The following is a 21270-nucleotide window of genomic DNA, read 5'->3' on the forward strand; positions in this document are numbered from 1 at the left end:
AGAGCCGAGCCATGCTCGGCTCATGGCAGTCGAGCATGGCTCGACCCTACAGAAAGCAGGAAACAGAAGGGCCGGCATTGCGCCGGCCCTTCTTCATTGCACTACCGCAGCCACCGCATCAGAACTTCGCGGTGAACTCCACGCCCCAGGTGCGCGGCTCGTTGAGGAAGCCGGTCAGGTTGTTGAAGTCGATCGCACCGACCACGCGGGTCTGGTTGGTCAGGTTGCGGCCGAACACCGCCACGTCGTACTGGCCATAACCCCAGTTGTAGCCCAGGCGCAGGCCGCCTTCCAGCGAACTACGGCCGCGGAATTCCGGCGACTCGTAGATGAAGAAGTTCACCGCACTGCGGTAGGCCCAGTCGGTGTAGGCGTACAGCTCGCTGCCATCGCTGAGCGGGAAGCCCACGCGCAGGGTCGCGTTGTGGATCCACTTCGGCGCCTGCGGCAGCGGGTTGCCGTTCACCAGCGCGTAGGTCTGGCCGTTGATCACCGTGGTCGGGTCGGTGATGGTGCAGCCGCCGCCACAGATCGCCACCGCCAGGTTCTTGTCCTTGATCTCGGTGTCGTTGTAGCTGCTGCCAAAGGTCAGCAGGACGTTGTCGGCCAGGTAGGCCTCCAGGTCCAGCTCGACGCCCTGACCGATGGTCTTGTCGGCGTTGAGCAGGGTGGCGGTGTTGTTGGCACCGCCCACGGCGATCAGCTGCTGGCCATCGACGTCGTAGCGGAACACGCTCAGGCCCAGGCGCGCGCGGCGCTCGAACAGATCGGCCTTGACGCCGGCCTCGTACGAGATGACCTTCTCCGAATCGGCCTGCGACAGACCCGGCGCAAAGGCCAGGCGGCCCTGGATCGACGGCGCGCGGAAGCCCTTGGCCACGCGGGCGTAGGCGTTGATGTCGTCGGTCAGCTTGTAGACGCCGCTCAGGTCCCAGCTGACGTCGTTGACGTCGGTGTTGGCCAGGTACGGGCCACTGACCGGGGTGCCGAACGGAACCGCCTGCAGCACGCTGGCGCTGAAGTCCTTCTTGTCCTGGGTGTAGCGCACGCCGGCACGCAGCTTGAAGCGGTCGGTGACATCGAAGTCACCCGAGGCGAACACCGCCCAGGCCTTGTTGCGCTGGTTCTGCACCACGTGGCCGGTCTGCGGATTGCCCGGGGCCAGCGAGTCGTAGTTGAAGTTGTTGATGGTCACGTCTTCATCGAAGTAGAAGACGCCGGCCTGCCAGTCGAAGCGGCCCCACTCGTTGGACTCGACGCGGAATTCCTGCGTCCACTGGCGGTGATGCGGCAGGCCATCAGCCGACTCCGAGGAGAACGGAATCAGGCCCGGGCCGTAGTTGCCGGCACCGAGGAAGGCCGCACCGTAGCCACCGTCGATGTCACCGCGGTTGAGCGATTCGGCGGTCTCGTAGCCGGTGATCGAGTGCAGGGTCACCGAGCCGAGGTTCCACTGCAGGCGCGCGCTGCCCCCCCAGGTCTCCAGGTCGGAGAAGTTGACGCCGTCGTTGGCCACCTTGTCGCGGTCGAAGTTCTCGACCAGCGAATTGCCACCCTTCTGGATGATGTTGGCGCGGAACAGGCGGGCGGTGCCGTTGAGCTTGCGCTTGTGCAGGTTGAACAGCGCTTCGAAGTCATCGCCTTCGTACAGGAACTGCACGCGGCCGGCCGCTTCGTCGTAGCCTTCGAAGCCGCTGTTGGGCGCGCCGACACGGGTGTTGTCGACCCAGTCGTCGCGGCGCTGGTAGATCGCCGAGACGCGTGCCGACCAGCGGTCAGTCAGCGGGCCGCCGTAGGCGCCCTGCACGTTCCAGCTGTTGTAGCTGCCATAGCCGACGCGAAGGTAGCCATCGGCATCCTGCGACGGGCGCGCCGAGTCGAACTTGACCACGCCGGCCGGCGTGTTGCGGCCGAACAGGGTGCCCTGCGGGCCACGCAGCACTTCCACGTTGGCCAGGTCGAACAGCGGGAAGCCCTTCAGCAGCGGGCTTTCCTGCACGACGTCGTCGTATACCAGCGACACCGGCTGCGAGGCATTGAGATCGAAATCGGTGTTGCCCAGGCCGCGGATGTAGAAGCGCGGGAAGGCACGGCCGTAGGACGACTCGATGTTGAGGCTGGGCACGCGTGCGGCCAGGAAACGGATGTCATCGCCGGCCGAACCGAGCACATCCAGCTTCTCGCCCTGGATCGCGCTGACTGCAACCGGTACGTCCTTGGCGTTCTCGACACGGCGCTGCGCGGTGACCTGCAGGGTGTCGAGGGCAACCGGATCCTTGGCGGCAGGGGTTTCCTGGGCGGCTGCTACCAACGGCAGCAGGGCGGAAAGAGCGGCAACGAGAGGGCGCGCGACCGGAAGGCGGCCACGGGAAGTGCGGGTCGGGGACATGGCGGTAGGCTGTGTTTGGAGGGGTGGTAAAACGGCGCTACCAGATAATTGTTGCAATACAGCACCTGCCCCGCAAATGCCGGCCGTTCATGGCCCCGTCGCCATGCCCCCCGGGGCGCTCGCTAGACTCGGGGTTTTCCAGCGCCGCGGAGCCGCCGCAATGACCCAGTGGTACTTCCATGCCTCGGCCCAGGCCGACCGAATCGGACCGCTCGATGACCCGGCCGCGCGCCGCTACGCGCAGGCCAACCCGCGCGCGCTGGCCTGGTGCCAGGGCATGAGCGGATGGACCTCGATTGCCGAAGTGCCCGAACTGCAATCCGCAGCCCCGGGCATGCCCCACACCCCACCCCCGGTCCCCGCCACCGCCAGCGGCCGCGCCGACGACATCGAATTCCGCATCGTCGGCCATGAGATGCAGTTCGTGGAAATCGAGCTTGATCCCGGTGAGAGCGCCATTGCCGAGGCCGGCGCGTTGATGTTCAAGGACGCCACGGTGCAGATGGATACCGTGTTCGGCGCCGCCAATGGCGACCAGGGCGGCGGCTTCATGGGCAAGGTGATGGCTGCCGGCAAGCGCGTACTGACCGGCGAAAGCCTGTTCGCCACCGTCTACACCCAGAGCGGCCATGGCAAGGGCAAGGTCGCCTTCGCTGCGCCCTACCCCGGCACGGTGCTGGCGATGAAACTGGACCAGCACGGCGGCCGCCTGATCTGCCAGAAGGACAGTTTCCTGGCCGGTGCACGCGGCGTGCAGATCGGCGTGCAGTTCCAGCGCAAGATCATGACCGGCCTGTTCGGGGGCGAGGGTTTCATCATGCAGAAACTGGAGGGCGACGGCTGGGTGTTCATCCACGCTGGCGGCTGCGTGGTGGAGCGCGAGCTGGCCGCCGGCGAGCGCCTGGACGTGGATACCGGCTGCGTGGTGGCCTACCACCCGACGGTGGACATGGACGTGCGTCGGGTGGCCGGCATCAAGAGCATGCTGTTCGGCGGCGAAGGGGTGTTCCTGGCCACGTTGACCGGCCCCGGCAAGGTCTGGCTGCAGTCGCTGCCGTTCTCACGCCTGGCCGGCCGCATGTGGATGGCCGCACCGCAGGGCGGCGGCCAGAACCGCGGCGAAGGCTCGGTGCTGGGCGGCCTGGGCCGGATGCTGGATGGCGATAACCGCTTCTGACCGCCTCCGGTCGTGCCGGCCGCTGGCCGCTGGCCGGCAGCCTCATGGACCTTGGCGCGCATCCCGGTAGTGCCGGTCGCTGGCCGGCAGCCTCATGGACCTTGGCGCGCATCCCGGTAGTGCCGGCCGCTGGCCGGCAGCCTCATGGACCTTGGCGCGCATCCCGGTAGTGCCGGCCGCTGGCCGGCAGCCTCATGGACCTTGGCGCGCATCCCGGTAGTGCCGGCCGCTGGCCGGCAGCCCCATGGACCGTTGCCAGTTTCCCTATGGTTGCCGGCCAGCGGCCGGCACTACCTTTATGAATGGGCGATATTTCCCCACCCTGCCCGCCCCGCCGCAGCTTCGGTATGCTGGCGCCCTTTCCTGAATCCGGCGCCGTGCGCGCACTGCCGATGAGCCTGTTCCGCCCCCGCATGCTGCTGTCTGTCGCCCTGATCGGCCTGCTGGCCGGCTGCGGTGGCGACCCGGTCCGCCCCACGCCGCCGCCGGCGCCGACCGTGGTCCCACAGGCCAAGCCGGTGAAGATCGGCATCGCCCTGGGCGGCGGCGCGGCCAAAGGCTTTGCCCATATCGGCGTGATCAAGATGCTGGAGGCCAACGGCTTCGAGCCGGCCGTGGTCGCCGGCACCAGCGCCGGCAGCGTGGTCGGCGCCCTGTATGCCAGCGGCATGGATGCCTTCCAGATGCAGAGCAGGGCCGTGGCGCTTGATGAAGCCAGCATCCGCGATGTGCGCCTGTTCTCCGGTGGCCTGGTGCAGGGCCAGAAGCTGCAGGACTACGTCAACGAACAGGTTGCCAACCGTCCTGCCGAGCGCCTGAAAAAGCCGTTCGCCGCCGTCGCCACCCAGCTGGAAACCGGCGAGCGCGCAATCTTCGTGCGCGGCAATGTCGGCCAGGCCGTGCGCGCGTCGAGCAGCATCCCCGGTGTGTTCGAGCCGGTGAAGATCGGCGGCCGCAACTACATCGACGGTGGCGTGGTCAGCCCGGTACCGGTGGACGCTGCCCGCCAGCTCGGTGCCGACTTCGTGATCGCCGTCGACATCTCCAGCAAGGCCAGCGGCAAGGCGCCGACCGACATGCTGGGCATCGTCAACCAGTCCATCTCGATCATGGGCCAGCGCCTGGGCGAGCAGGAACTGGCGCGCGCCGACATCGTCATCCGCCCGAAGGTGCTGGACATCGGTGCCGCCGATTTCAGCCAGCGTGGCACCGCGATCCTGGAAGGCGAAAAGGCCGCGATGGCAGCGATGCCGCAGATCCGCGCGAAGATCCAGCAGCTGCAGCGCGCGCGCGCCGCAGCAGCCGCACCGGCACCGGTGGCCGCGCCGAAGTGCGAGGAAGCCTCGCGCCTGGGCAAGCTGATGGGCCGCAAGGACAAGTGCTGATCCATTGAAGCCAGGCCACCGGGCCCGCCCGGTGGTCGCTCAGGACTCCAGCTGCGACAGCGGCAACGCCTGGAAGCCCTTCACCGTGCGCAGCACGAAGCTGGAATTGGCATCGGCCACGCCACCGGCATTGAGCAGCCGGTCCAGCAGGAAGCGCGAGAAGTGCTCCAGGTCGCGCACGTACACGTGCAGCAGGTAGTCCATGTCGCCGGTCAGCGCGTGGCAGGCCACCACCTCGTCCCACGCCTGCACGCTGTCCACGAAGTGGCCGATGGCGGCCTGGTCGTGCTTTTCCAGCTGCACGCGCACGAAGGCCTGCAGGCCCAGCCGCAGCTGCCGTGGCTCCAGCCGCGCGCCATAGCCGACGATTACGCCCTCGCTTTCCAGCCGCTGCAACCGCCGCAGGCAGGCCGAAGGCGAGAGATTCACCCGCGCCGCCAGTTCGGCGTTGGTGGCGCGCCCATCCCGCTGGATTTCGGCCAGCAGGCGTATATCCGTGCGATCGAACTGGACTTCTCCGGCCATTGTTGCCCCGCAACATGGTGAGTACGCAAGGATATTGCGCCAACAAGGCCAATCGGCGCAACTTTTGCAACCCTGTTGCGCGTCCCCTGCCCTAGCATCGTGGGTATCCCATCCAGGAGTGCCGCATGGACCTCGCCCAGCCCCGCCGCGTCGAACACCAGCAGACCGACAAGGGCTACGTGCCGGTGTATACCACCGCGCTCGTCGAGCAGCCATGGGACACCTACAGCGCCGACGACCACGCAACCTGGAGCACGCTGTACCAGCGCCAGCGCGAGCTGCTGGTCGGCCGTGCCTGCCAGGAGTTCCTGGATGCGCAGGACGAAATGGGCATGAGCGCACACATGATTCCGCGCTTCGACCAACTCAACGAAGTGCTCGGCGCGGCCACCGGCTGGACCCTGGTCGGGGTTGAAGGCCTGTTGCCGGAACTGGATTTCTTCGACCATCTGGCCAACCGCCGTTTTCCGGTGACCTGGTGGATCCGCCGCCCGGACCAGATCGACTACATCGCCGAACCGGACCTGTTCCACGATCTGTTCGGCCACGTGCCGCTGCTGATGAACCCGGTGTTCGCCGACTACATGGAGGCGTACGGCCGCGGCGGCGTCAAAGCGCATGCGATCGGTCCGGATGCGCTGCAGAACCTGACCCGCCTGTACTGGTACACCGTGGAGTTCGGCCTGATCGACACGCCCGAGGGCCTGCGCATCTACGGTGCCGGCATCGTGTCGTCGAAGGGCGAGTCGCTGTACTCGCTGGAATCGGCCGCGCCCAACCGCATCGGCTTCGACCTGCAGCGGATCATGCGCACGAAGTACCGCATCGACACCTTCCAGAAGACCTACTTCGTCATCGACAGCTTCGAACAGCTCATGCAGGCGACCTCGCCGGACTTCACCCCGATCTACGCGGCACTGGCCAACCAGGCGCATCTGCCGGCCGGTGAAGTGCAGGGCGACGACCGCGTGTTCCAGAAGGGCACCGGCGAAGGCTGGGCCGACGGCGGCGACGTGTAAGCACACAACGCGCACGGCTTTGCACTGAAAACGGCGCACCTGGGTGCGCCGCTTTCGTTGTTGCCTGCCTGCGCCACTGCAGCGGCGCAGGCGAGGGCAGGACACTCAGCCATCCACGGCCCGGCAGGAACCGCGCACCATCAACTGCGGATGCACGCTGGCCGCGGTCGGTGCGTCGGGCACGTCGGCCTGGACCAGCATGGCGGCGGCGGTGCGGCCGATGTCGGAAACGTGGCGCCGCACCGACGTCAGCGGCGGCCACAGCCGCGATGCCAGCGGGCTGTCGTCGTAGCTGACGATCGACAACTGCTGCGGCACCGCGATGCCTGCACGCAATGCCACCTGGTACACGCCTGCGGCGATTTCGTCGTTGCCGGCGAAAATCGCACTGGGGCGTTGCTCGCCCATCAGCAGCCGTTCGGCGGCATGCACGCCGGACTCGAAGGTGTCGCCCGCTTCCAGCACGCGCTCGCCGGGCAGGGTCAGGCCGACCTGCGCCAGCCGATCAAGGAAACCATGCGTCCGTTCGCGCGCGGCACGCCGGTCACCCGGTCCGGCGATCACCGCAATGTCGCGGTGGCCAAGCGAAAGCAGGTAGCCCGCCGCAGCGGCAGCACCATCGCGGTCATGGGTGACCACGGCATGGTTCTCATCCTCCGAGGCATGCGCGTTGATGCGCACGTAGCGACAGTCGATGTCATCGAGCATCTGCGCCAGCGCAGCCGATTCGGACGCACGCGGCCCCAGGATCACGCCGTGCAGCTTCTGCTGCTGCACGAAACGGCGCACGCCCTGCGGGCATTCCGGATCCTGGCTGTCGCAGGGGTGCACCACCAGCTCATAGCCAGTGCCGCGCAGCGCGTCCAGCGCGCCGTGCTGCAGGTCGACAATGCATTGGGCACCCGGGTCGTCATACACCAGGCCGATCAGGAAGGAGCGGCGGAATGCCAGCCCGCGCGCGAGAGGATCGGGCACGTAACCGACCTCGCGCATCAACGCCTCGACCTTGTCGCGGGTGTCCTTGCGCACCAGCGGCGAGTTGTTGATGATTCTTGAAACCGTTTTCTTGGAAACTCCCGACAGTCGTGCGATGTCGTTGATCGTGGCAGCCTTGCCCTTCGATGCCGGCACCGCGGCATCGCTAATAGTTCGCACTGACATGTATAGAACCAGGTAAGTCGGAGAATTCTAGCCTTGCGCCCGTCGGGCGCGAAGTTGCGGAATGTCGCAGCGGATCTGAATCGTGTCGTGTTCGACAGGTTCTGCTGCGCAAGGTTCCATTGTGATCGCTCTACTGCGTCTGCATCTGAATCGTTCTTCCGCGCGTATTCACCTTGAATGTGGACGCGCCGCGCGCGAACGCCAACATTCCCTTAACCATGCTCCGCTACATTCGAGGCATGGACCTGCAGACTTCTCCGTTTCCGCCATTCCGCGGCCGCGACCGGTTGATCGCCGCAGTCGACGCGGCGATGAGCTCCGGTGATCCCGAGCGCATCACGACCGACCTGCAGCTGGCGCTGCAGGAAGCCATAACCGACAGCCGCATCGAGTTGCCCGAATGCGTGCATCGGCCGGTCAGCGATCATTACGCGCGACGTCCGCTGTACCACAGCCGCGAACACGGCTACAGCGTGATTGCCATGAGCTGGGGCCCAGGGCAGGGCACGCCGCTGCACGACCACGATGCCATGTGGTGTGTGGAGGGCGTGTGGTTGGGCGAGCTGGAGATCACCCGCTATGAGCTGCTGGAGTGCGCCGGCGAGCGCTGGCGCTTCCGCCGCCACGCCGCGCTGCGCGGGGGCTGCGGCAGTGCCGGCAGCCTGATCCCCCCGCATGAGTACCACACCCTGCGCAATGCCAGCGATGAGGCACTGGCGATCTCGGTACACGTGTACGAGGCGCAGATGGAGCGCTCGGCGGTGTTCGATCCGCTCGGTGGCGACTGGTACCAGCGCCGCATCCAGGCGCTGCAGGCCGACCCGGCCTGAATCCGGCGCGGTGCGGAGCAGGGCACCGTCGCGGTCCGCATGGCATCATGCGCCGCTGCGCTGCCGGCACCGGCAGCATCCGCGATGCCCTGGCGGGCAAGGAGCAAGACGATGTCCAGCGCTGATCCGCGCCTGCGCGCGCTGTTGAAGCTGGCACCGGTGATCCCGGTGTACACCCCCGAAGATGTGAATGAAGCGGTCGAAGTGGCCCAGGCGCTGTTCCGTGGCGGGCTGCCGGTGATCGAGGTGACCCTGCGCACGCCGCAGGCGCTGGATGCGATCAAGGCCATGGTCGAGGCCGTGCCGGACGCGGTGATCGGTGCCGGCACCGTACTCAACGCCGCGCAGATGCAGGCGGCGAAGCAGGCCGGTGCGCGTTTTGCCGTTTCCCCCGGTGCCACGCCGGCACTGTATGCGGCCGCGCGTGATGCCGACCTGCCGTACCTGCCCGGTGCTGCCACCGCTTCGGACCTGATCCAGGGCCTGGAGCACGGCGCGGACACCTTCAAGTTCTTCCCGGCCGTGCAGGCCGGCGGCGCCGCGCTGCTGGCCGCCTGGCACGGCCCGTTCGCCGATGTGCGCTTCTGCCCGACCGGCGGTATCAGCGCGCAGACCGCGCCGCAGTTCCTGCACCTGCCCAACGTGCTGTGCGTGGGCGGTTCGTGGCTGACCACCCCGGCGCTGCTGCAGACCCGCGACTGGGACGCCATCGAGCGCCTGGCCCGCGAGGCCTCGGTGCTGGCCAGCTGAACCTGCTTCGCGGATCTTCAAAGGTTTGATCGTGATCAAAGCGCCGGTCTCGCGCCGGCGTCATTCTGTGGGCAAGCGCACTACGGAGATCCGAACATGAATTCCACCATGAAGGCCGCTGTCGTGCGTGAGTTCGGCAAGCCACTGGTGATCGAGGAAGTCTCGGTACCGCGCCCGGGGGCGGGCGAGGTACTGGTCAAGATCGAGGCTTGTGGCGTCTGCCACACCGACCTGCACGCCGCCGAGGGCGACTGGCCGGTGAAACCGAACCCGCCGTTCATCCCCGGCCACGAGGGCGTGGGGCACGTCGTGGCCGTGGGAGGCGGGGTAGGGCACGTCAAGGAAGGCGACAGGGTCGGCATCCCCTGGTTGTACTCGGCGTGTGGTCATTGCGAACACTGCCTGGGTGGCTGGGAAACGCTGTGCGAGACGCAGCGCAACACCGGCTACTCGGTCAACGGCGGCTTCGCCGAGTACGCACTGGCCGATGCCAACTATGTCGGCCTGCTTCCGAAGGACGTGGGCTTCGTCGAGATCGCGCCAGTGCTGTGCGCCGGCGTGACCGTCTACAAGGGACTGAAGGTCACCGACACCAAGCCCGGTGACTGGGTGGCGATTTCCGGCATCGGTGGCCTGGGCCACATGGCCGTGCAGTACGCCCGCGCGATGGGCCTGAACGTGGCCGCGGTGGACGTGGACGACACCAAGCTGGCACTGGCCCGCCAGCTGGGCGCGCAGGTCACCGTCAACGCGCGCACCACCGACCCGGCCGCGTTCCTCAGGAAGGAAATCGGCGGCGCCCACGGTGCACTGGTCACCGCGGTATCGCCGAAGGCGTTCGAGCAGGCGCTGGGCATGGTGCGCCGTGGCGGCACTGTCTCGCTCAATGGCCTGCCGCCCGGCAACTTCCCGCTGGACATCTTCGGCATGGTGCTCAACGGCATCACCGTGCGCGGCTCGATCGTCGGTACCCGCCTGGACCTGCAGGAATCGCTGCAGTTCGCCGCCGACGGCAAGGTCGCGGCCACGGTCAGCACCGACCGCCTGGAAAACATCAACGACGTGTTCGCGCGCATGCATGCGGGCACCATCGAAGGCCGCGTGGTGCTCGACTTCGCTGCCTGACCGCCTGTGCATGGCCGCCGTCGCTCCGTCCCCCTCTCCCACGGACGCGGCGGCCATGCCGATTCATCGGTAGTGCCGGCCGCTGGCCGGCAACGCGGGCACTCTGTGGCCGCCGTACAATGCGCGCATGCCCGCCCTGCTCAAGACCCTGTTCCTGTCCATCGTCGCCCTGATCGGCGGCGTGCTGTCGCTTGCGCTGGTCAGCAGCGTCGCCAGCTGGCTGCCACCGTTGCTGGGCCTGTCGCCGGACAACAACAGCGTGCAGCTGGGCTGGGATCTCACCTTCAGCGTGCTCGGTGGCATCGCCGGGGTTTCCTTTGCCACCTATTACGCGCCCTGCTGGCCGCGATCGCACGGCTTCTCGATCTGGTCGCTGGTCGCGCTGGGCTGTGGCTACGCCATGTGGACGGCGGGTGCGGATTTCCCGTTCTGGTTCGTCATTTCACTGCTGGCGTCACTGCCGTTGCAACTGCTGGCCGGCTGGTGGTTCGGCCGTCGTCCCTCGCGCGATCCAAGGTGATGCCGCCCCTGTAGAGCCGAGCCCGTGCTCGGCTTTCATGCACATCGGCACAGGCAGCCGAGCATAGGCTCGGCTCTACAGGTCCATGCGCGGCAACGTCTGCTTCAGCCGCGCGATGCCGTGCCAAGGGTCCGCCTTCAGGCGCTTCGCGCGCGCCAGCGCCTTGCCCATGGAAAATGCGTCGGCGGCACTGATACGAGCCAGTTCATCCCAGCGCAGCGGTACTGCCACACCGGCGGAATCGCGCGCACGCAACGACCACGAACACACACTGGTGGCACCCCGCGTATTGCGCAGCCAGTCGATGAAAATGACGCCGCCACGCTTGGCCTTGCTCATTGTGGCCACGTAGCGGTCCGGCGCCCGCTCCGCCATCGCCCGGGCGAACGCCTCACAGAACGCCTTGGCCTGTTCCCAGTCGGCCTTGGGCCGCAGCGGCACCACCACGTGCACGCCCTTGCCACCGGACAGCCGCACGAAACTCTTCAGGCCGACTTCCTGCAGGTGGTCACGGACATCACGCGCAGCGGCTTTCACCTCCGCCCAGCCCACCCCTTCACCGGGATCGAGATCGAACACCAGGCGATCCGGGTGCTCGGGATCGGCCACGGTCGCGCCCCACGGATGCAGCTCCAGGGTGTTCATCTGCACCAGTTGCAGCAGGCCCCGCACATCGTCGATGTAGACGTAGTCCTCGCGGCCGCTCTTCTGCTGCAGGGGCACCGCGTGCACGGCATCCCCCAGGCCGGGGCCATGGTGCTTCTGGAAGAAGCAGTCCTTGCCCACGCCATCCGGGCAGCGCAGCAGTGACAAGGGCCGCCCGGCAATTTCGGGCAGAATCCAGCGCGCCATGCGCTGGTAGTAGTCCGCCACATCGCCCTTGCTGAGCTTCTGCCTTGGGAACACCACCCGCTCCGGATGGGTTATCTGGACCTCGCCCCCGGCTTCAGCACTCGATATGGCCACTCCCAGGTCCTCCTTCTGCTTGTCGATGCGCAGCCGCTTGAAACTGGCCTGGCGCAGCAGGCCTTCCTTGCCCCAGCCACGGAAGGCCACTTCCGCCACCGTCACCGGCTTCACCCAGCGAACGCTGGCGGCGCGGAACGGCACATGCGCCGGCAGCTGCAGCACAGGCGTCTTCACCGCCAACGGCTGCAGCGCCTTGTGCAGCGCGCGCAAGCTCTCGTCGTCGAAGCCGGTGCCGACCCGCCCCACATAGCGCAATCCGCCGTTGTCCGGCGTGGCGAGAAGCAGCGAGCCGAACCCTACCCGGGAGCCCTTCGGTGCCGTGTAGCCGACAATCGCGAACTCGTCGGTGTCTTCATGCTTCACCTTCACCCAGCTGCGTGCACGGGTGTTCACGTAGAGCGCATCCACCTGCTTGCTGACGATGCCTTCGAATCCCGCCTTCCCGCTGGCATCGAATACCTGCGGGCCATGGTCGATCACGTGCTCGCTGAAGGCCAGGGTTCCGGGCGTGGGTCCGATGAGATCCTTCAGCAGCGCCTTGCGCTCCAGCAGCGGTGAACGACTGATGTCCACGCCGGCCACACCCGGCAGATCGAACACGATGTAGCGCAACGGTTGCTTCGAACTCCCGTCGATCACACGCTGCAGCGCGGCGAAGTCGCTGCGCCCCTGCTTGTCCAGCACCACCAGCTCGCCGTCCAGGCGCGCATCCCGCACCGGCAGTGCCTGCACGGCCTGTACCACCTCGGGGAAATCACCGGTCCAATCCAGGCCGTTGCGGGAGCGCAGCGTCACCTTGCCTTCGTGCAGATCGGCCAGCAGGCGATAGCCATCCCACTTGATCTCATGCAACCAGCGCTCGCCGTCCGGTGCATTGTCGCGATGATCGGTCAACTGTGGCTTGAAGGCGCGCGGGTAGGGCGTGTCACGCGCGCCATCCAGGTTCAGCGCTCGCGCATGCCAACGCGCATCGGCCTTGCGGGTCGCCGATCGTGCAGCCGGTGCGGCGCGCGTTGACTTGCCCACCGTGCGCTTGCTCACTGCGGATGTGCGTTTCGGCATGGGGGATTGGAGCAGATCATCTGCTTCGGCATCGCGCGCTTCCTCGTCGTCGCGTTTGATCAACAGCCACTGCACCTGGCGTCCCTTCATCGCTGTGCGCACCAGCTTCCAGCCGCCGGCCAGGCGTTGCCCATGCAGCACGAAGTCGATCTTTCCCGCTGCCAGTGCCTGCAGTGGATCGCCTTCGCAGGCCCATGTGCCGTGATCGAAGACCTCGACGTGGCCAGCGCCATAGTGGCCTTCGGGAATATCTCCTTCGAAGCCGGCGTAGGACAGCGGATGGTCTTCCACTTCCACGGCCAGCCGCTTGTCACCAACGCGAAGCGAAGGACCCTTCGGCACCGCCCAGCTTTTCAGCACACCGTCCATCTCAAGGCGGAAGTCATAGTGCCGCGAAGTGGCATGGTGCAGCTGTATGACAAAGATCGGCCGCCGCTTCGGGTTGCCGTGTGCGGGCGTGTCGTCAGGTTCCGGTGTCTGCCCGGCGCCACCGCCGAGCCGGCGCTTGCGCCGGTACTGGTGCAGCGACATGGCTCAGCCTGCCTTGCGCCGGGGTGCGGACTTCTTTGCAGCCTTCTTCGTTGTCTTCTTTGCGGCTTTCTTTACCGTCGGCTTTGCGGCTGCCTTGCGCGCCGCGGCCTTCTTTGCCGGCGTCCGCTTGTTCGCATCCAGGCTCTTCTGCAGCAGTGCCATGAAATCGACCACGTTGGTGCTGGCGTCCTCACGCGGTGCAGGTTCATCCTCCACCCGTGTGGTACCGCCCTTGGACTTGATACGCTTGTTCAGCACCTGCTGCAGGCGCTCGCGGAATTCGTCGTGGTACTGCGACGGATCCCAATCACCGGACATCGACTCGATCAACTGCTCGGCCATCGCCGTTTCCCTGCTGCTGATGCGGTAATCGGCGAGCTTTCCGGTGGGCAGTTTGTAATCTTCGGGATCCACCAGTTCCTGCGGATAGCGCAGGATCATCAGCACCAGCGCGTCCGCATGCGGCATCACCGCGCACAGGTATTCGCGGGTACGCACCACCACCCGGGCGATGCCCACCTTGCCGGTACTGCGCAATGTCTCGCGCAGCAGTACGTAGCCCTTTTCGGCCTTCTTGCCGGGCACCAGCAGGTAGGGTTTCTCGTAGTAGCGCGGGTCGATCTGCGCGGCATCCACGAACGATTCCACCTCCACCGCTTCGTGGCTTTCCGGTGCCGCAGACCGGATATCGCCTTCCTCCAGCACGACATAGCTGCCCTTGTCGTACTCATAGGCTTTGACGATGTCCTTCCATGGCACTTCCTCGCCGGTATCGGCGTTGACCCGCTCGAAGCGGATCGGCTTGCGGTCGCGGGAGTCGAGCATGCGGAACTGCAGATCGACCTTGCGTTCGCCTGACATCAGCGACACCGGCACGTTGAGCAGGCCAAACGACAGCGTGCCGGTCCAGATCGGGCGGGCCATGGGCGTACCTTTGGCGGGGCAGGGCATCCAGCTTCGGATGGGCAGTGTAAACCACCCGTGTCGATACCGTGCACGTGGGTTCTACGGAGAACGGCAGTGCCGGCTGCGGGCCGGCAGAGCTCGCGGCCTGAAGTTTCCTGGGGTTGCCGGCCAGCGGCCGGCACTACTGCAGCAACGGCCTCACCGCCACCGCAGGAATATGATCCAGCGCGCGCCAAGCGTCTTCCACCACCGGCCGTGCCTGCGACCAGCTCAACCGCGACTGCCCGCGCATCTGTTCCCAGTGTTCGGCCAGTTCCTCACAGGTATCCGCGGCATCACCGCGCGGCCAGTCCGCAGCGTGGGTGGTCAATGCGAAGGCATAGACCGGGCATAGATCGCGCCAGTTGCGGTGGTTCTGCCCGCGACGCTCTTCGTAGTCGCTGAGCATGTACTGCAGGTAGTCCTGCGCCACCGCCTGCGGATCTTCATGGCGGCGCGTGCGGCGTTGTGCGGTGCGCTGGCCGAGCGGATCGAGCAGGGCGTTGAACACGGACGGTGCGGGTCGTTCAAGACGGGGCATGACCGGCTCCTGCAGCGGGGGCGGGTGGGCAGGAATACGCGCGGTGCCGTTACCGGGGGGTGAGCGAGATGTTCATGACGCCGGGTTCGCGGCGGCTTTACCTGTGGCGCGGTGTAGTGGGAGCCCCGAGCGCAGGTAGCCAGACCATGAGCCGAGAGAATTCCCGAGACCCGTTGCGGGAAAACCACCCGCCCATTCCCGGTGAACAGCGCGGCAAGCGCGATGCCGACAATGCCGACTACCGCGGCACCGGCGCACCTTTCTACGACGCCGAGCACGGTGGCGACCATCTGCCGGTGAAGCACGAGGCTGAACAGGCCGCCCAGGACCGCAAGGATGGCGGCGACCGCCATCGCGGCGGCCAGGAAAGCCCGCTCAAGCGTCGCGAACGCAAGCAGCGCGCCAGCGACAACCAGGACGAGGCGCTGGAGGAGACCTTCCCGGCCAGCGACCCGACCTCGCCGTTCGTACCAGCCAAGGCGCCCGACTGACGGGTAGTGCCGGCCCCTGGCCGGCAACCCCCTGACGCCCTGCGCGGCGCGATGCCGGCCAGGGCCCCCGATTTACGGGTAGTGCCGGCCGCTGGCCGGCAACCTCCTGACGTCGTGCACGGCGCGATGCCGGCCAGCGGCCGGCACTACCCCTTTCAGCGCCACGACCATTGCAGGCCGACGTTGGCTCGCCGTCCCGGTCCCGGTTCGTAGAAGCGCCCGTTGCCGTCGTTGACGATCACCGAGCCGATGTAGGCCTGGTCCAGCACGTTCTCCAGCCGGGCGAAGGCGCGCAGCTCGCCACCTGGCAGTGTCCAGAAACGACCGGCCTCCAGGTTCAGCAACGCGTAGCCCGGCGCCCGCTCCGTGGCCACGTCGTTGACCAGGGTATCGGTGCTGGCGGCGGCCTCCAGCGCCCACTGCCAGTCGGCCGGGGTCCACTGCAGCCGGGCAAACGCCTGCTGGCGCGGTACCCCGGGCAGGCGGCTGCCGGCGGAAACCCAGGTGTTCGAGGTCAGGTACGGCGCACGCACCTGCGCCTGCAGCCAGGTCCAGGCCACCTGCAGTTCCAACTGCTCTGCCAACGGCTGCCGGTAGCGCAGTTCCACGCCCTGGCGGCGGGTGCGGCCGATGTTGCGATAGGTGCTGCGTCCGCCGATGTTGCTGGCAACTGCCAACTCATCGTCGGTATCTGCGCGGAACAGGCTGATATCGAGCTGGGTTCCGTCCTGTGCATGCCATTTGCTGCCCACCTCCAGGCTGCGGCTGCGCGCCGCCGCCAGATCCAGCGCCAGTCCCGCCTGGCCGTCGGCGCGATACCCCAGCTCGTTGAAGGTGGGCGTCTCGAAGCCACGGCCCACCGCCGCGTGCAGTCGCCACTGCGGGCTGGCCTCGAAGCTGATCCCGGCCACCGGCGTGGTGGCCTGGTAGCGGCGGTGGCCGCTGTCGTCCGGGTTGCGGGCGGTGATGTAACGATCGTCGGATTCGAAGCGCACGGCGCTGCGACGCACGCCAGCCAGCAATGACCAGCGTGGACTCCACTGCCACCACGCCTGGGCGAACTGATCGACGTTCTGCACGGTGTCGATCTGGTCTCTGCGCAGCCGCCCACGCACGCCGAGAGCGCTGCCGATGAAGTTCTCGTAGCCGGTGCGATGCTGGCGCTGGCGGTCGGCGCTGAGCCCGGCCACCAGATCCAGCGGTCGGCCGGCGAGGTCGCCGTGCCAGCCCCAGCGCGCGTCCAGCCCGCCATAGCCGCCCTCCAGGTCGATCACCCCGCCGGCATGCAACGGGCTGTTGGTCTGAGCTGCCGGCGGGATCGGCAGGTACTGGCGTACCGCGCGCTGGCCGGCATAGCCCATCAGCTGCCAGCGCTGCGCCCCGGTTTCACGGGTCCAGCGCAGGCCGGCCTGCTGCTGGCGCACCGATTTGCGGGTGTTGTACTGGTGCGCCACGGCGGTGGCCTGGCGCGGATCGGCCGCCACCTGGGTACGGCTCAGGCCCAGCGGGTCCTGCGCATCGGGGGCATCGAAGGCATTGAGCAGCAGCTCCAGCCGCCCCCCGCCGAGATCGCCACCGATACGCGCAGCGAGCGATTCGCGGCGGGCACGGCTGTGGTCGCGCCAGCCCTCAGTGCGGAAGTGATTGGCGGCGATGTTGTAATCCAGAACACGGCCGGCACCCTTCAGTTGCGCGCCGACGCTGAGCGTGTTGTCGGCACCCGCGTTCACGCGCAACCGCCACGGGTCGCCGGCCTGGCCCTGTGCGCTCCAGACCTGCAGCACGCCGCCGGAGGAATTGCCGTACAGCGCCGAGAACGGTCCGCGCAGCACGTCGATCCGTTCGGCACCGAGCAGGCTGGCATGCGACAGCTGGCCCTGTCCGTCGGGCATGGTCGCCGGCACCCCGTCGATCAACACCCGCACCCCACGCACACCGAAGGTCGAGCGCGCACCAAAGCCACGGATCGACAGCTGGGTGTCCTGCGCGAAGTTCTGGCGGTCACGGGCGACCAGGCCCGGGACCCCGGCCAGCGCCTCGGACAGCTGTGCGCCGGCGCCGGCGCGGCCGGCGTCGATCCAGACCGTGTCCAGGCTGGCCGGCAACGCGAGCGGGTCGATGCCCGGCACCCGCGCTGCCTGCACCTGCACGCTCGGCAGGGCGGTCGGTGCGGGCCCGGCCACGGCCGCCCAGGGCGACAGCAGCAGGATGGACAACGGCAGGCAATGGCGGCGTGCGGCGGGATTCATGATTCAGGTTGATGGATCAGGCGGCAACGCACGCCATGGTACGGGGCTACGGATGACGGCGGCGGCGGCCAGCCCCGGCAGGCTTTGTTACGATGGGCTGTTTCCGGCTGCAAGGCCGCAGACCGCGTAGCGCACTTCCTCCCCCTTTCCGTCTACCGAACGAGTACCGCCGTGTCCTTCTTTGCAAACGTGGAACTGGTCCCAGGCGACCCGATCCTGGGCCTGACCGAGGCATACAACGCCGACAGCCGCCCGACCAAGGTCAACCTGGGTGTGGGCATCTACTACGACGAGAGCGGCCGCATCCCGCTGCTGCGCGCCGTCAAGCAGATCGAGCAGCAGCTTGCCGCTGACGCCAAACCGCGCGGCTACCTGCCGATCGATGGCCTGCCGGCATACACGCAGGCCACGCGAGAGCTGGTGTTCGGCAAAGACTCGCCGCTGCTGGCCGCCGGCCGCGTCACCACCGCACAGACCGTCGGTGGCAGCGGTGCGCTGCGCGTCGGCGCCGACGTGCTGAAGAAGCTGCTGCCGCACGCCACCGTGGCGCTGAGCAACCCGAGCTGGGAGAACCACCGTGCGGTATTCAGCGCGGCCGGTTTCGAGGTGCTGGATTACACCTATTTCGACCCGGCCAGCCATGGCGTCGACTTCAACGGCATGCTGGCCGACCTCGGCAAGCTGGAAGCCGGCACCGTAGTGCTGCTGCACGCCTGCTGCCACAACCCCACCGGTGCCGACCTCACGGTCAGCCAGTGGAAGCAGGTCGCGCAGCTGCTGAAGGACAAGCAGCTGTTCCCCTTCATCGACATGGCCTACCAGGGCTTCGACAAGGGCATCGAGCAGGATGGCGCCGCCGTGCGCATCATCGCCGAAGCCGGCATCGACAGCTTCATCGTCGCCAACTCGTACTCCAAGTCGTTCTCGCTGTATGGCGAGCGCGTGGGTGCGTTGTCGATGGTGGCGCCGACCGCTGCTGACGCCAAGGCCGTGCAGTCGCAGGTCAAGCGCGTGATCCGCACCATCTACTCCAGCCCGTCCACCCACGGTGCTGCGCTGGTGGCCGGCGTGCTGACCAATCCGGAACTGCGCGCGATGTGGGAGCAGGAGCTGACCGAGATGCGCGAGCGCATCCACGCCCTGCGCCAGGGCCTGGTCGAAAAGCTGGCCGCTGCCGGTGCGCCGCAGTTCGGCTTCATCAACGAACAGGCCGGCATGTTCTCCTACTCGGGCCTGAGCCGTGAGCAGGTCGAACGCCTGCGCGACGAGTTCGGCATCTACGCCGTCGGCACCGGCCGCATCTGCGTGGCCGCGCTGAACCAGAACAACCTGGAATACGTCGCCAAGGCCGTGGCCACCGTCGCCAAGGGCTGAAACAAGGCTGCAGTGGTTTGACAACAAAGGCGCCGAAAGGCGCCTTTGTTTTTGCTTCTGCTTTGCCTCTGCCTTTGCCACACCCTCCGCGCTCGCGGCGAACCCTGAAGCGCAGGGCGAGGTACACCGTGGCCAGGACCGTGAGGCGCATGGATGCGCCGACCGAGCCCCCATGGATGGGTTTACGGCGTGTCCTGGCCACGGTGTACCTCGCCCTGTGCCTCAATGAAGGAAGGCGCCACGAGCACAACGCATCTGGAAACGATTACGCCTTCCCGCGCTCACGCACGCCCCCGCCAGACGGGCGACAATAGGCGTTTTCCCGCTGCCGAGACCTGCCCGCCCATGTCCCGTACTTCGTTGACCCGCTTCCTGATCCAGGAACAGCACGCCGGCCGCATCAACGCCGACCTGCGCCAGCTGATCGCGGTCGTCGCCCGCGCCTGCACCAGCATCTCCATCGCCGTCAGCAAGGGCGCCCTCGGTGGCGTGCTCGGCGACGCCGGCACCGGCAACGTGCAGGGCGAAGCGCAGAAGAAGCTGGACGTCATCAGCAACGAGATCCTGCTCGAAGCCAATGCCTGGGGTGGCCACCTTGCCGCCTGCGCCTCGGAGGAAATGGACCACAGCCAGCCGGTGCCGGACATCTATCCGCGCGGTGATTTCCTGCTGCTGTTCGACCCCCTCGATGGCAGCTCCAACATCGACGTCAACGTCTCCGTCGGCACCATCTTCTCGGTGCTGCGCTGCCCGACCAACGTCGAGCTGCCGGGCGATGACGCCTTCCTGCAGCCGGGCAGCAAGCAGATCGCCGCTGGCTACTGCATCTACGGGCCCAGCACCCAGCTGGTGCTGACCGTCGGCCACGGCACGCACGCCTTCACTCTGGACCGCGAGAAGGGCGAGTTCGTGCTGACCATCGAGAACATGCAGATTCCGGCGGCCACCCAGGAATTCGCCATCAACATGTCCAACCAGCGTCACTGGGAAGCGCCGATGCAGGCCTACGTCAGTGATCTGCTGGCCGGCAAGGAAGGCGCGCGCGGCAAGAACTTCAACATGCGCTGGATCGCCAGCATGGTGGCCGACGTGCATCGCATCCTGACCCGCGGCGGCATCTTCATCTACCCGTGGGACAAGAAGGATCCGTCCAAGGCCGGCAAGCTGCGCCTGATGTACGAAGCCAACCCGATGGGCCTGCTGGTCGAACAGGCCGGCGGCGCCGCCTGGACCGGCCGCGAGCGCATCCTCGACATCCAGCCCGACCAGCTGCACCAGCGCGTGCCGGTGTTCCTGGGTTCGCGCGAGGAAGTGGCCGAAGCGGTGCGTTACCACCACGCGCACGACGACGCGAAGGGCTGACGGCTCGACGCCTGACGGCGGTCATGGCAGTTCGATGACATGACCGCAGGGTGACACCGAGGGCGGCAAACGGCACCATCAAGCCGTTGCCGCCGAAGGAATGCACGCATGCACGAGCAGGGCCCGGTCGATTTCATCGAGGTCATCCACAACGCCGTCCCCAGTGAGGTCTGCGCGGCCATCGTCGAGCGCATGCGTGCCACGCGTGGCCTGCTGCCCGGTGCGGTGGGCAGTGGCGTGTTCCCGGAACTCAAGCACAGCAAGGATCTGCGCATCAGTGGCCTGGACGGCTGGCAGGATGTTGATCAGCAGCTGCAGATTGCGGTGTTCAACGGCCTGCTGACTTATCTACGCCGTTATCCACAGGCGTTGATTGCCCCGCTGATGTTGCAGATCCAGGACAGCAATGGCCAACCGCGACGCCTGTCTGCCGAGGACTTCCCCGACATGCCGCAACAGCAGCTGGCCGACCTGGCCCGCACCTGCCTGCGTCCGGGCGCGATCAACCTGCAGTGGTATGCCGCGGGCGAGGGTGGCTACCCGTACTGGCACTGCGAGCTGTACCCGAAGGATGCGCAGGCCGAGACCCTGCACCGGCACGTGCTGTGGACGCTGTACCTCAATGACGACTTCGACGAAGGCGAAACCGAGTTCCTGTTCCAGGGGCGGAAGATCGCGCCGCGCACCGGTAGCCTGCTGATTGCGCCGACGGCGTTCACCCACACCCATCGCGGCAATCGGCCACAGGGTGGCGACAAGTTCATCGCCACCAGCTGGATCCTGTTCCAGAGTGCGCAGAAGTTGTTTGGCGGGTGATCCCGAGCTGCTCGTCGGCCTTGATGTAGAGTCGAGCCATGCTCGACTG

The 21270-nt window shown here is 67.0% G+C and carries 18 protein-coding genes; 11 read left to right on the forward strand and 7 right to left on the reverse strand.

Annotated elements, in window-relative coordinates:
- Window positions 1–118: 118 nt before the first annotated feature.
- Window positions 119–2389, reverse strand: coding sequence for a TonB-dependent receptor (locus ROV93_RS14970; RefSeq protein WP_072167425.1), 2271 nt, complete (start codon window positions 2387–2389; stop codon window positions 119–121).
- A 160-nt stretch (window positions 2390–2549) separates the two neighbouring features.
- Between ROV93_RS14970 and ROV93_RS14975 the strand changes: the two genes are divergently transcribed.
- The gene (locus ROV93_RS14975) at window positions 2550–3566 is read left to right on the forward strand and encodes a TIGR00266 family protein (protein ID WP_072167426.1); all 1017 of its coding nucleotides are present in this window, start codon (window positions 2550–2552) and stop codon (window positions 3564–3566) included.
- A gap of 392 nt (window positions 3567–3958) precedes the next feature.
- Complete coding sequence (locus ROV93_RS14980) at window positions 3959–4951, forward strand: patatin-like phospholipase family protein (RefSeq protein ID WP_111201599.1); 993 nt, start codon at window positions 3959–3961, stop codon at window positions 4949–4951.
- Between the two features lie 39 nt (window positions 4952–4990).
- Here ROV93_RS14980 and ROV93_RS14985 read toward each other — a convergent pair whose 3' ends face one another.
- Window positions 4991–5476, reverse strand: a complete 486-nt coding sequence (locus tag ROV93_RS14985; RefSeq protein ID WP_005411782.1) for an Lrp/AsnC family transcriptional regulator — start codon at window positions 5474–5476, stop codon at window positions 4991–4993.
- 125 nt (window positions 5477–5601) lie between these two features.
- Here ROV93_RS14985 and phhA point away from each other — a divergent pair, with 125 nt between their 5' ends.
- Entirely contained in the window at window positions 5602–6495 is an 894-nt protein-coding gene (gene phhA, locus ROV93_RS14990) for a phenylalanine 4-monooxygenase (protein ID WP_053496712.1), read from the forward strand.
- Between the two features lie 105 nt (window positions 6496–6600).
- Here the strand turns inward: phhA and ROV93_RS14995 are convergent, their stop codons facing one another.
- Window positions 6601–7656: a LacI family DNA-binding transcriptional regulator gene (locus ROV93_RS14995; RefSeq protein WP_072168783.1), complete on the reverse strand. Its 1056-nt coding sequence runs from the start codon at window positions 7654–7656 to the stop codon at window positions 6601–6603.
- Window positions 7657–7895: 239 nt separating this feature from the next.
- Here ROV93_RS14995 and ROV93_RS15000 point away from each other — a divergent pair, with 239 nt between their 5' ends.
- From ROV93_RS15000 to ROV93_RS15015, 4 genes are all read left to right on the forward strand, one after another.
- On the forward strand, window positions 7896–8486 hold the full coding sequence (locus ROV93_RS15000) for a cysteine dioxygenase family protein (RefSeq protein WP_061480460.1): 591 nt from the start codon (window positions 7896–7898) through the stop codon (window positions 8484–8486).
- 111 nt (window positions 8487–8597) lie between these two features.
- Window positions 8598–9236 carry a bifunctional 4-hydroxy-2-oxoglutarate aldolase/2-dehydro-3-deoxy-phosphogluconate aldolase gene (eda, locus tag ROV93_RS15005; protein ID WP_065186797.1) on the forward strand — a complete coding sequence of 213 codons (639 nt, stop codon included), beginning with the start codon at window positions 8598–8600 and terminating at the stop codon, window positions 9234–9236.
- Between the two features lie 96 nt (window positions 9237–9332).
- Complete coding sequence (adhP, locus tag ROV93_RS15010; RefSeq protein WP_072168782.1) at window positions 9333–10361, forward strand: alcohol dehydrogenase AdhP; 1029 nt, start codon at window positions 9333–9335, stop codon at window positions 10359–10361.
- 127 nt (window positions 10362–10488) lie between these two features.
- Window positions 10489–10881: a hypothetical protein gene (locus tag ROV93_RS15015; RefSeq protein WP_072168781.1), complete on the forward strand. Its 393-nt coding sequence runs from the start codon at window positions 10489–10491 to the stop codon at window positions 10879–10881.
- A 75-nt stretch (window positions 10882–10956) separates the two neighbouring features.
- Here ROV93_RS15015 and ligD read toward each other — a convergent pair whose 3' ends face one another.
- From ligD to ROV93_RS15030, 3 genes are all read right to left on the reverse strand, one after another.
- Window positions 10957–13443 carry a DNA ligase D gene (ligD, locus tag ROV93_RS15020; protein WP_072168780.1) on the reverse strand — a complete coding sequence of 829 codons (2487 nt, stop codon included), beginning with the start codon at window positions 13441–13443 and terminating at the stop codon, window positions 10957–10959.
- Window positions 13444–13446: 3 nt separating this feature from the next.
- Window positions 13447–14367, reverse strand: a complete 921-nt coding sequence (locus ROV93_RS15025; protein WP_072168779.1) for a Ku protein — start codon at window positions 14365–14367, stop codon at window positions 13447–13449.
- A 163-nt stretch (window positions 14368–14530) separates the two neighbouring features.
- Window positions 14531–14929, reverse strand: coding sequence for a hypothetical protein (locus ROV93_RS15030; protein WP_049413394.1), 399 nt, complete (start codon window positions 14927–14929; stop codon window positions 14531–14533).
- Between the two features lie 146 nt (window positions 14930–15075).
- Between ROV93_RS15030 and ROV93_RS15035 the strand changes: the two genes are divergently transcribed.
- Window positions 15076–15420: a hypothetical protein gene (locus tag ROV93_RS15035; RefSeq protein WP_053496719.1), complete on the forward strand. Its 345-nt coding sequence runs from the start codon at window positions 15076–15078 to the stop codon at window positions 15418–15420.
- A gap of 155 nt (window positions 15421–15575) precedes the next feature.
- Here ROV93_RS15035 and ROV93_RS15040 read toward each other — a convergent pair whose 3' ends face one another.
- Entirely contained in the window at window positions 15576–17669 is a 2094-nt protein-coding gene (locus tag ROV93_RS15040) for a TonB-dependent receptor (RefSeq protein WP_072168778.1), read from the reverse strand.
- Between the two features lie 171 nt (window positions 17670–17840).
- On the opposite strand from ROV93_RS15040, the gene ROV93_RS15045 reads away from it, so the two are divergent.
- From ROV93_RS15045 to ROV93_RS15055, 3 genes are all read left to right on the forward strand, one after another.
- Window positions 17841–19043 (forward strand): amino acid aminotransferase, encoded by a 1203-nt coding sequence (locus ROV93_RS15045; RefSeq protein WP_053496721.1) that lies wholly within the window; start codon window positions 17841–17843, stop codon window positions 19041–19043.
- Window positions 19044–19388: 345 nt separating this feature from the next.
- Window positions 19389–20405 carry a class 1 fructose-bisphosphatase gene (locus tag ROV93_RS15050; RefSeq protein WP_312540322.1) on the forward strand — a complete coding sequence of 339 codons (1017 nt, stop codon included), beginning with the start codon at window positions 19389–19391 and terminating at the stop codon, window positions 20403–20405.
- Between the two features lie 108 nt (window positions 20406–20513).
- Complete coding sequence (locus ROV93_RS15055; RefSeq protein WP_032957940.1) at window positions 20514–21221, forward strand: 2OG-Fe(II) oxygenase; 708 nt, start codon at window positions 20514–20516, stop codon at window positions 21219–21221.
- Window positions 21222–21270: the final 49 nt, after the last annotated feature.

Source organism: Stenotrophomonas maltophilia group sp. msm4, from assembly GCF_032025605.1.
In the GTDB taxonomy this organism is placed as follows: Bacteria; Pseudomonadota; Gammaproteobacteria; order Xanthomonadales; family Xanthomonadaceae; genus Stenotrophomonas; species Stenotrophomonas sepilia.

Coding starts and splice junctions, on each gene's coding strand:
- ROV93_RS14970 (WP_072167425.1), bottom strand. CDS start 2,389: ATGTCCCCGACCCGCACTTCCCGTGGCCGCCTTCCGGTCGCGCGCCCT.
- ROV93_RS14975 (WP_072167426.1), top strand. CDS start 2,550: ATGACCCAGTGGTACTTCCATGCCTCGGCCCAGGCCGACCGAATCGGA.
- ROV93_RS14980 (WP_111201599.1), top strand. CDS start 3,959: ATGAGCCTGTTCCGCCCCCGCATGCTGCTGTCTGTCGCCCTGATCGGC.
- ROV93_RS14985 (WP_005411782.1), bottom strand. CDS start 5,476: ATGGCCGGAGAAGTCCAGTTCGATCGCACGGATATACGCCTGCTGGCC.
- phhA (WP_053496712.1), top strand. CDS start 5,602: ATGGACCTCGCCCAGCCCCGCCGCGTCGAACACCAGCAGACCGACAAG.
- ROV93_RS14995 (WP_072168783.1), bottom strand. CDS start 7,656: ATGTCAGTGCGAACTATTAGCGATGCCGCGGTGCCGGCATCGAAGGGC.
- ROV93_RS15000 (WP_061480460.1), top strand. CDS start 7,896: ATGGACCTGCAGACTTCTCCGTTTCCGCCATTCCGCGGCCGCGACCGG.
- eda (WP_065186797.1), top strand. CDS start 8,598: ATGTCCAGCGCTGATCCGCGCCTGCGCGCGCTGTTGAAGCTGGCACCG.
- adhP (WP_072168782.1), top strand. CDS start 9,333: ATGAATTCCACCATGAAGGCCGCTGTCGTGCGTGAGTTCGGCAAGCCA.
- ROV93_RS15015 (WP_072168781.1), top strand. CDS start 10,489: ATGCCCGCCCTGCTCAAGACCCTGTTCCTGTCCATCGTCGCCCTGATC.
- ligD (WP_072168780.1), bottom strand. CDS start 13,443: ATGTCGCTGCACCAGTACCGGCGCAAGCGCCGGCTCGGCGGTGGCGCC.
- ROV93_RS15025 (WP_072168779.1), bottom strand. CDS start 14,367: ATGGCCCGCCCGATCTGGACCGGCACGCTGTCGTTTGGCCTGCTCAAC.
- ROV93_RS15030 (WP_049413394.1), bottom strand. CDS start 14,929: ATGCCCCGTCTTGAACGACCCGCACCGTCCGTGTTCAACGCCCTGCTC.
- ROV93_RS15035 (WP_053496719.1), top strand. CDS start 15,076: ATGAGCCGAGAGAATTCCCGAGACCCGTTGCGGGAAAACCACCCGCCC.
- ROV93_RS15040 (WP_072168778.1), bottom strand. CDS start 17,669: ATGAATCCCGCCGCACGCCGCCATTGCCTGCCGTTGTCCATCCTGCTG.
- ROV93_RS15050 (WP_312540322.1), top strand. CDS start 19,389: ATGTCCCGTACTTCGTTGACCCGCTTCCTGATCCAGGAACAGCACGCC.
- ROV93_RS15055 (WP_032957940.1), top strand. CDS start 20,514: ATGCACGAGCAGGGCCCGGTCGATTTCATCGAGGTCATCCACAACGCC.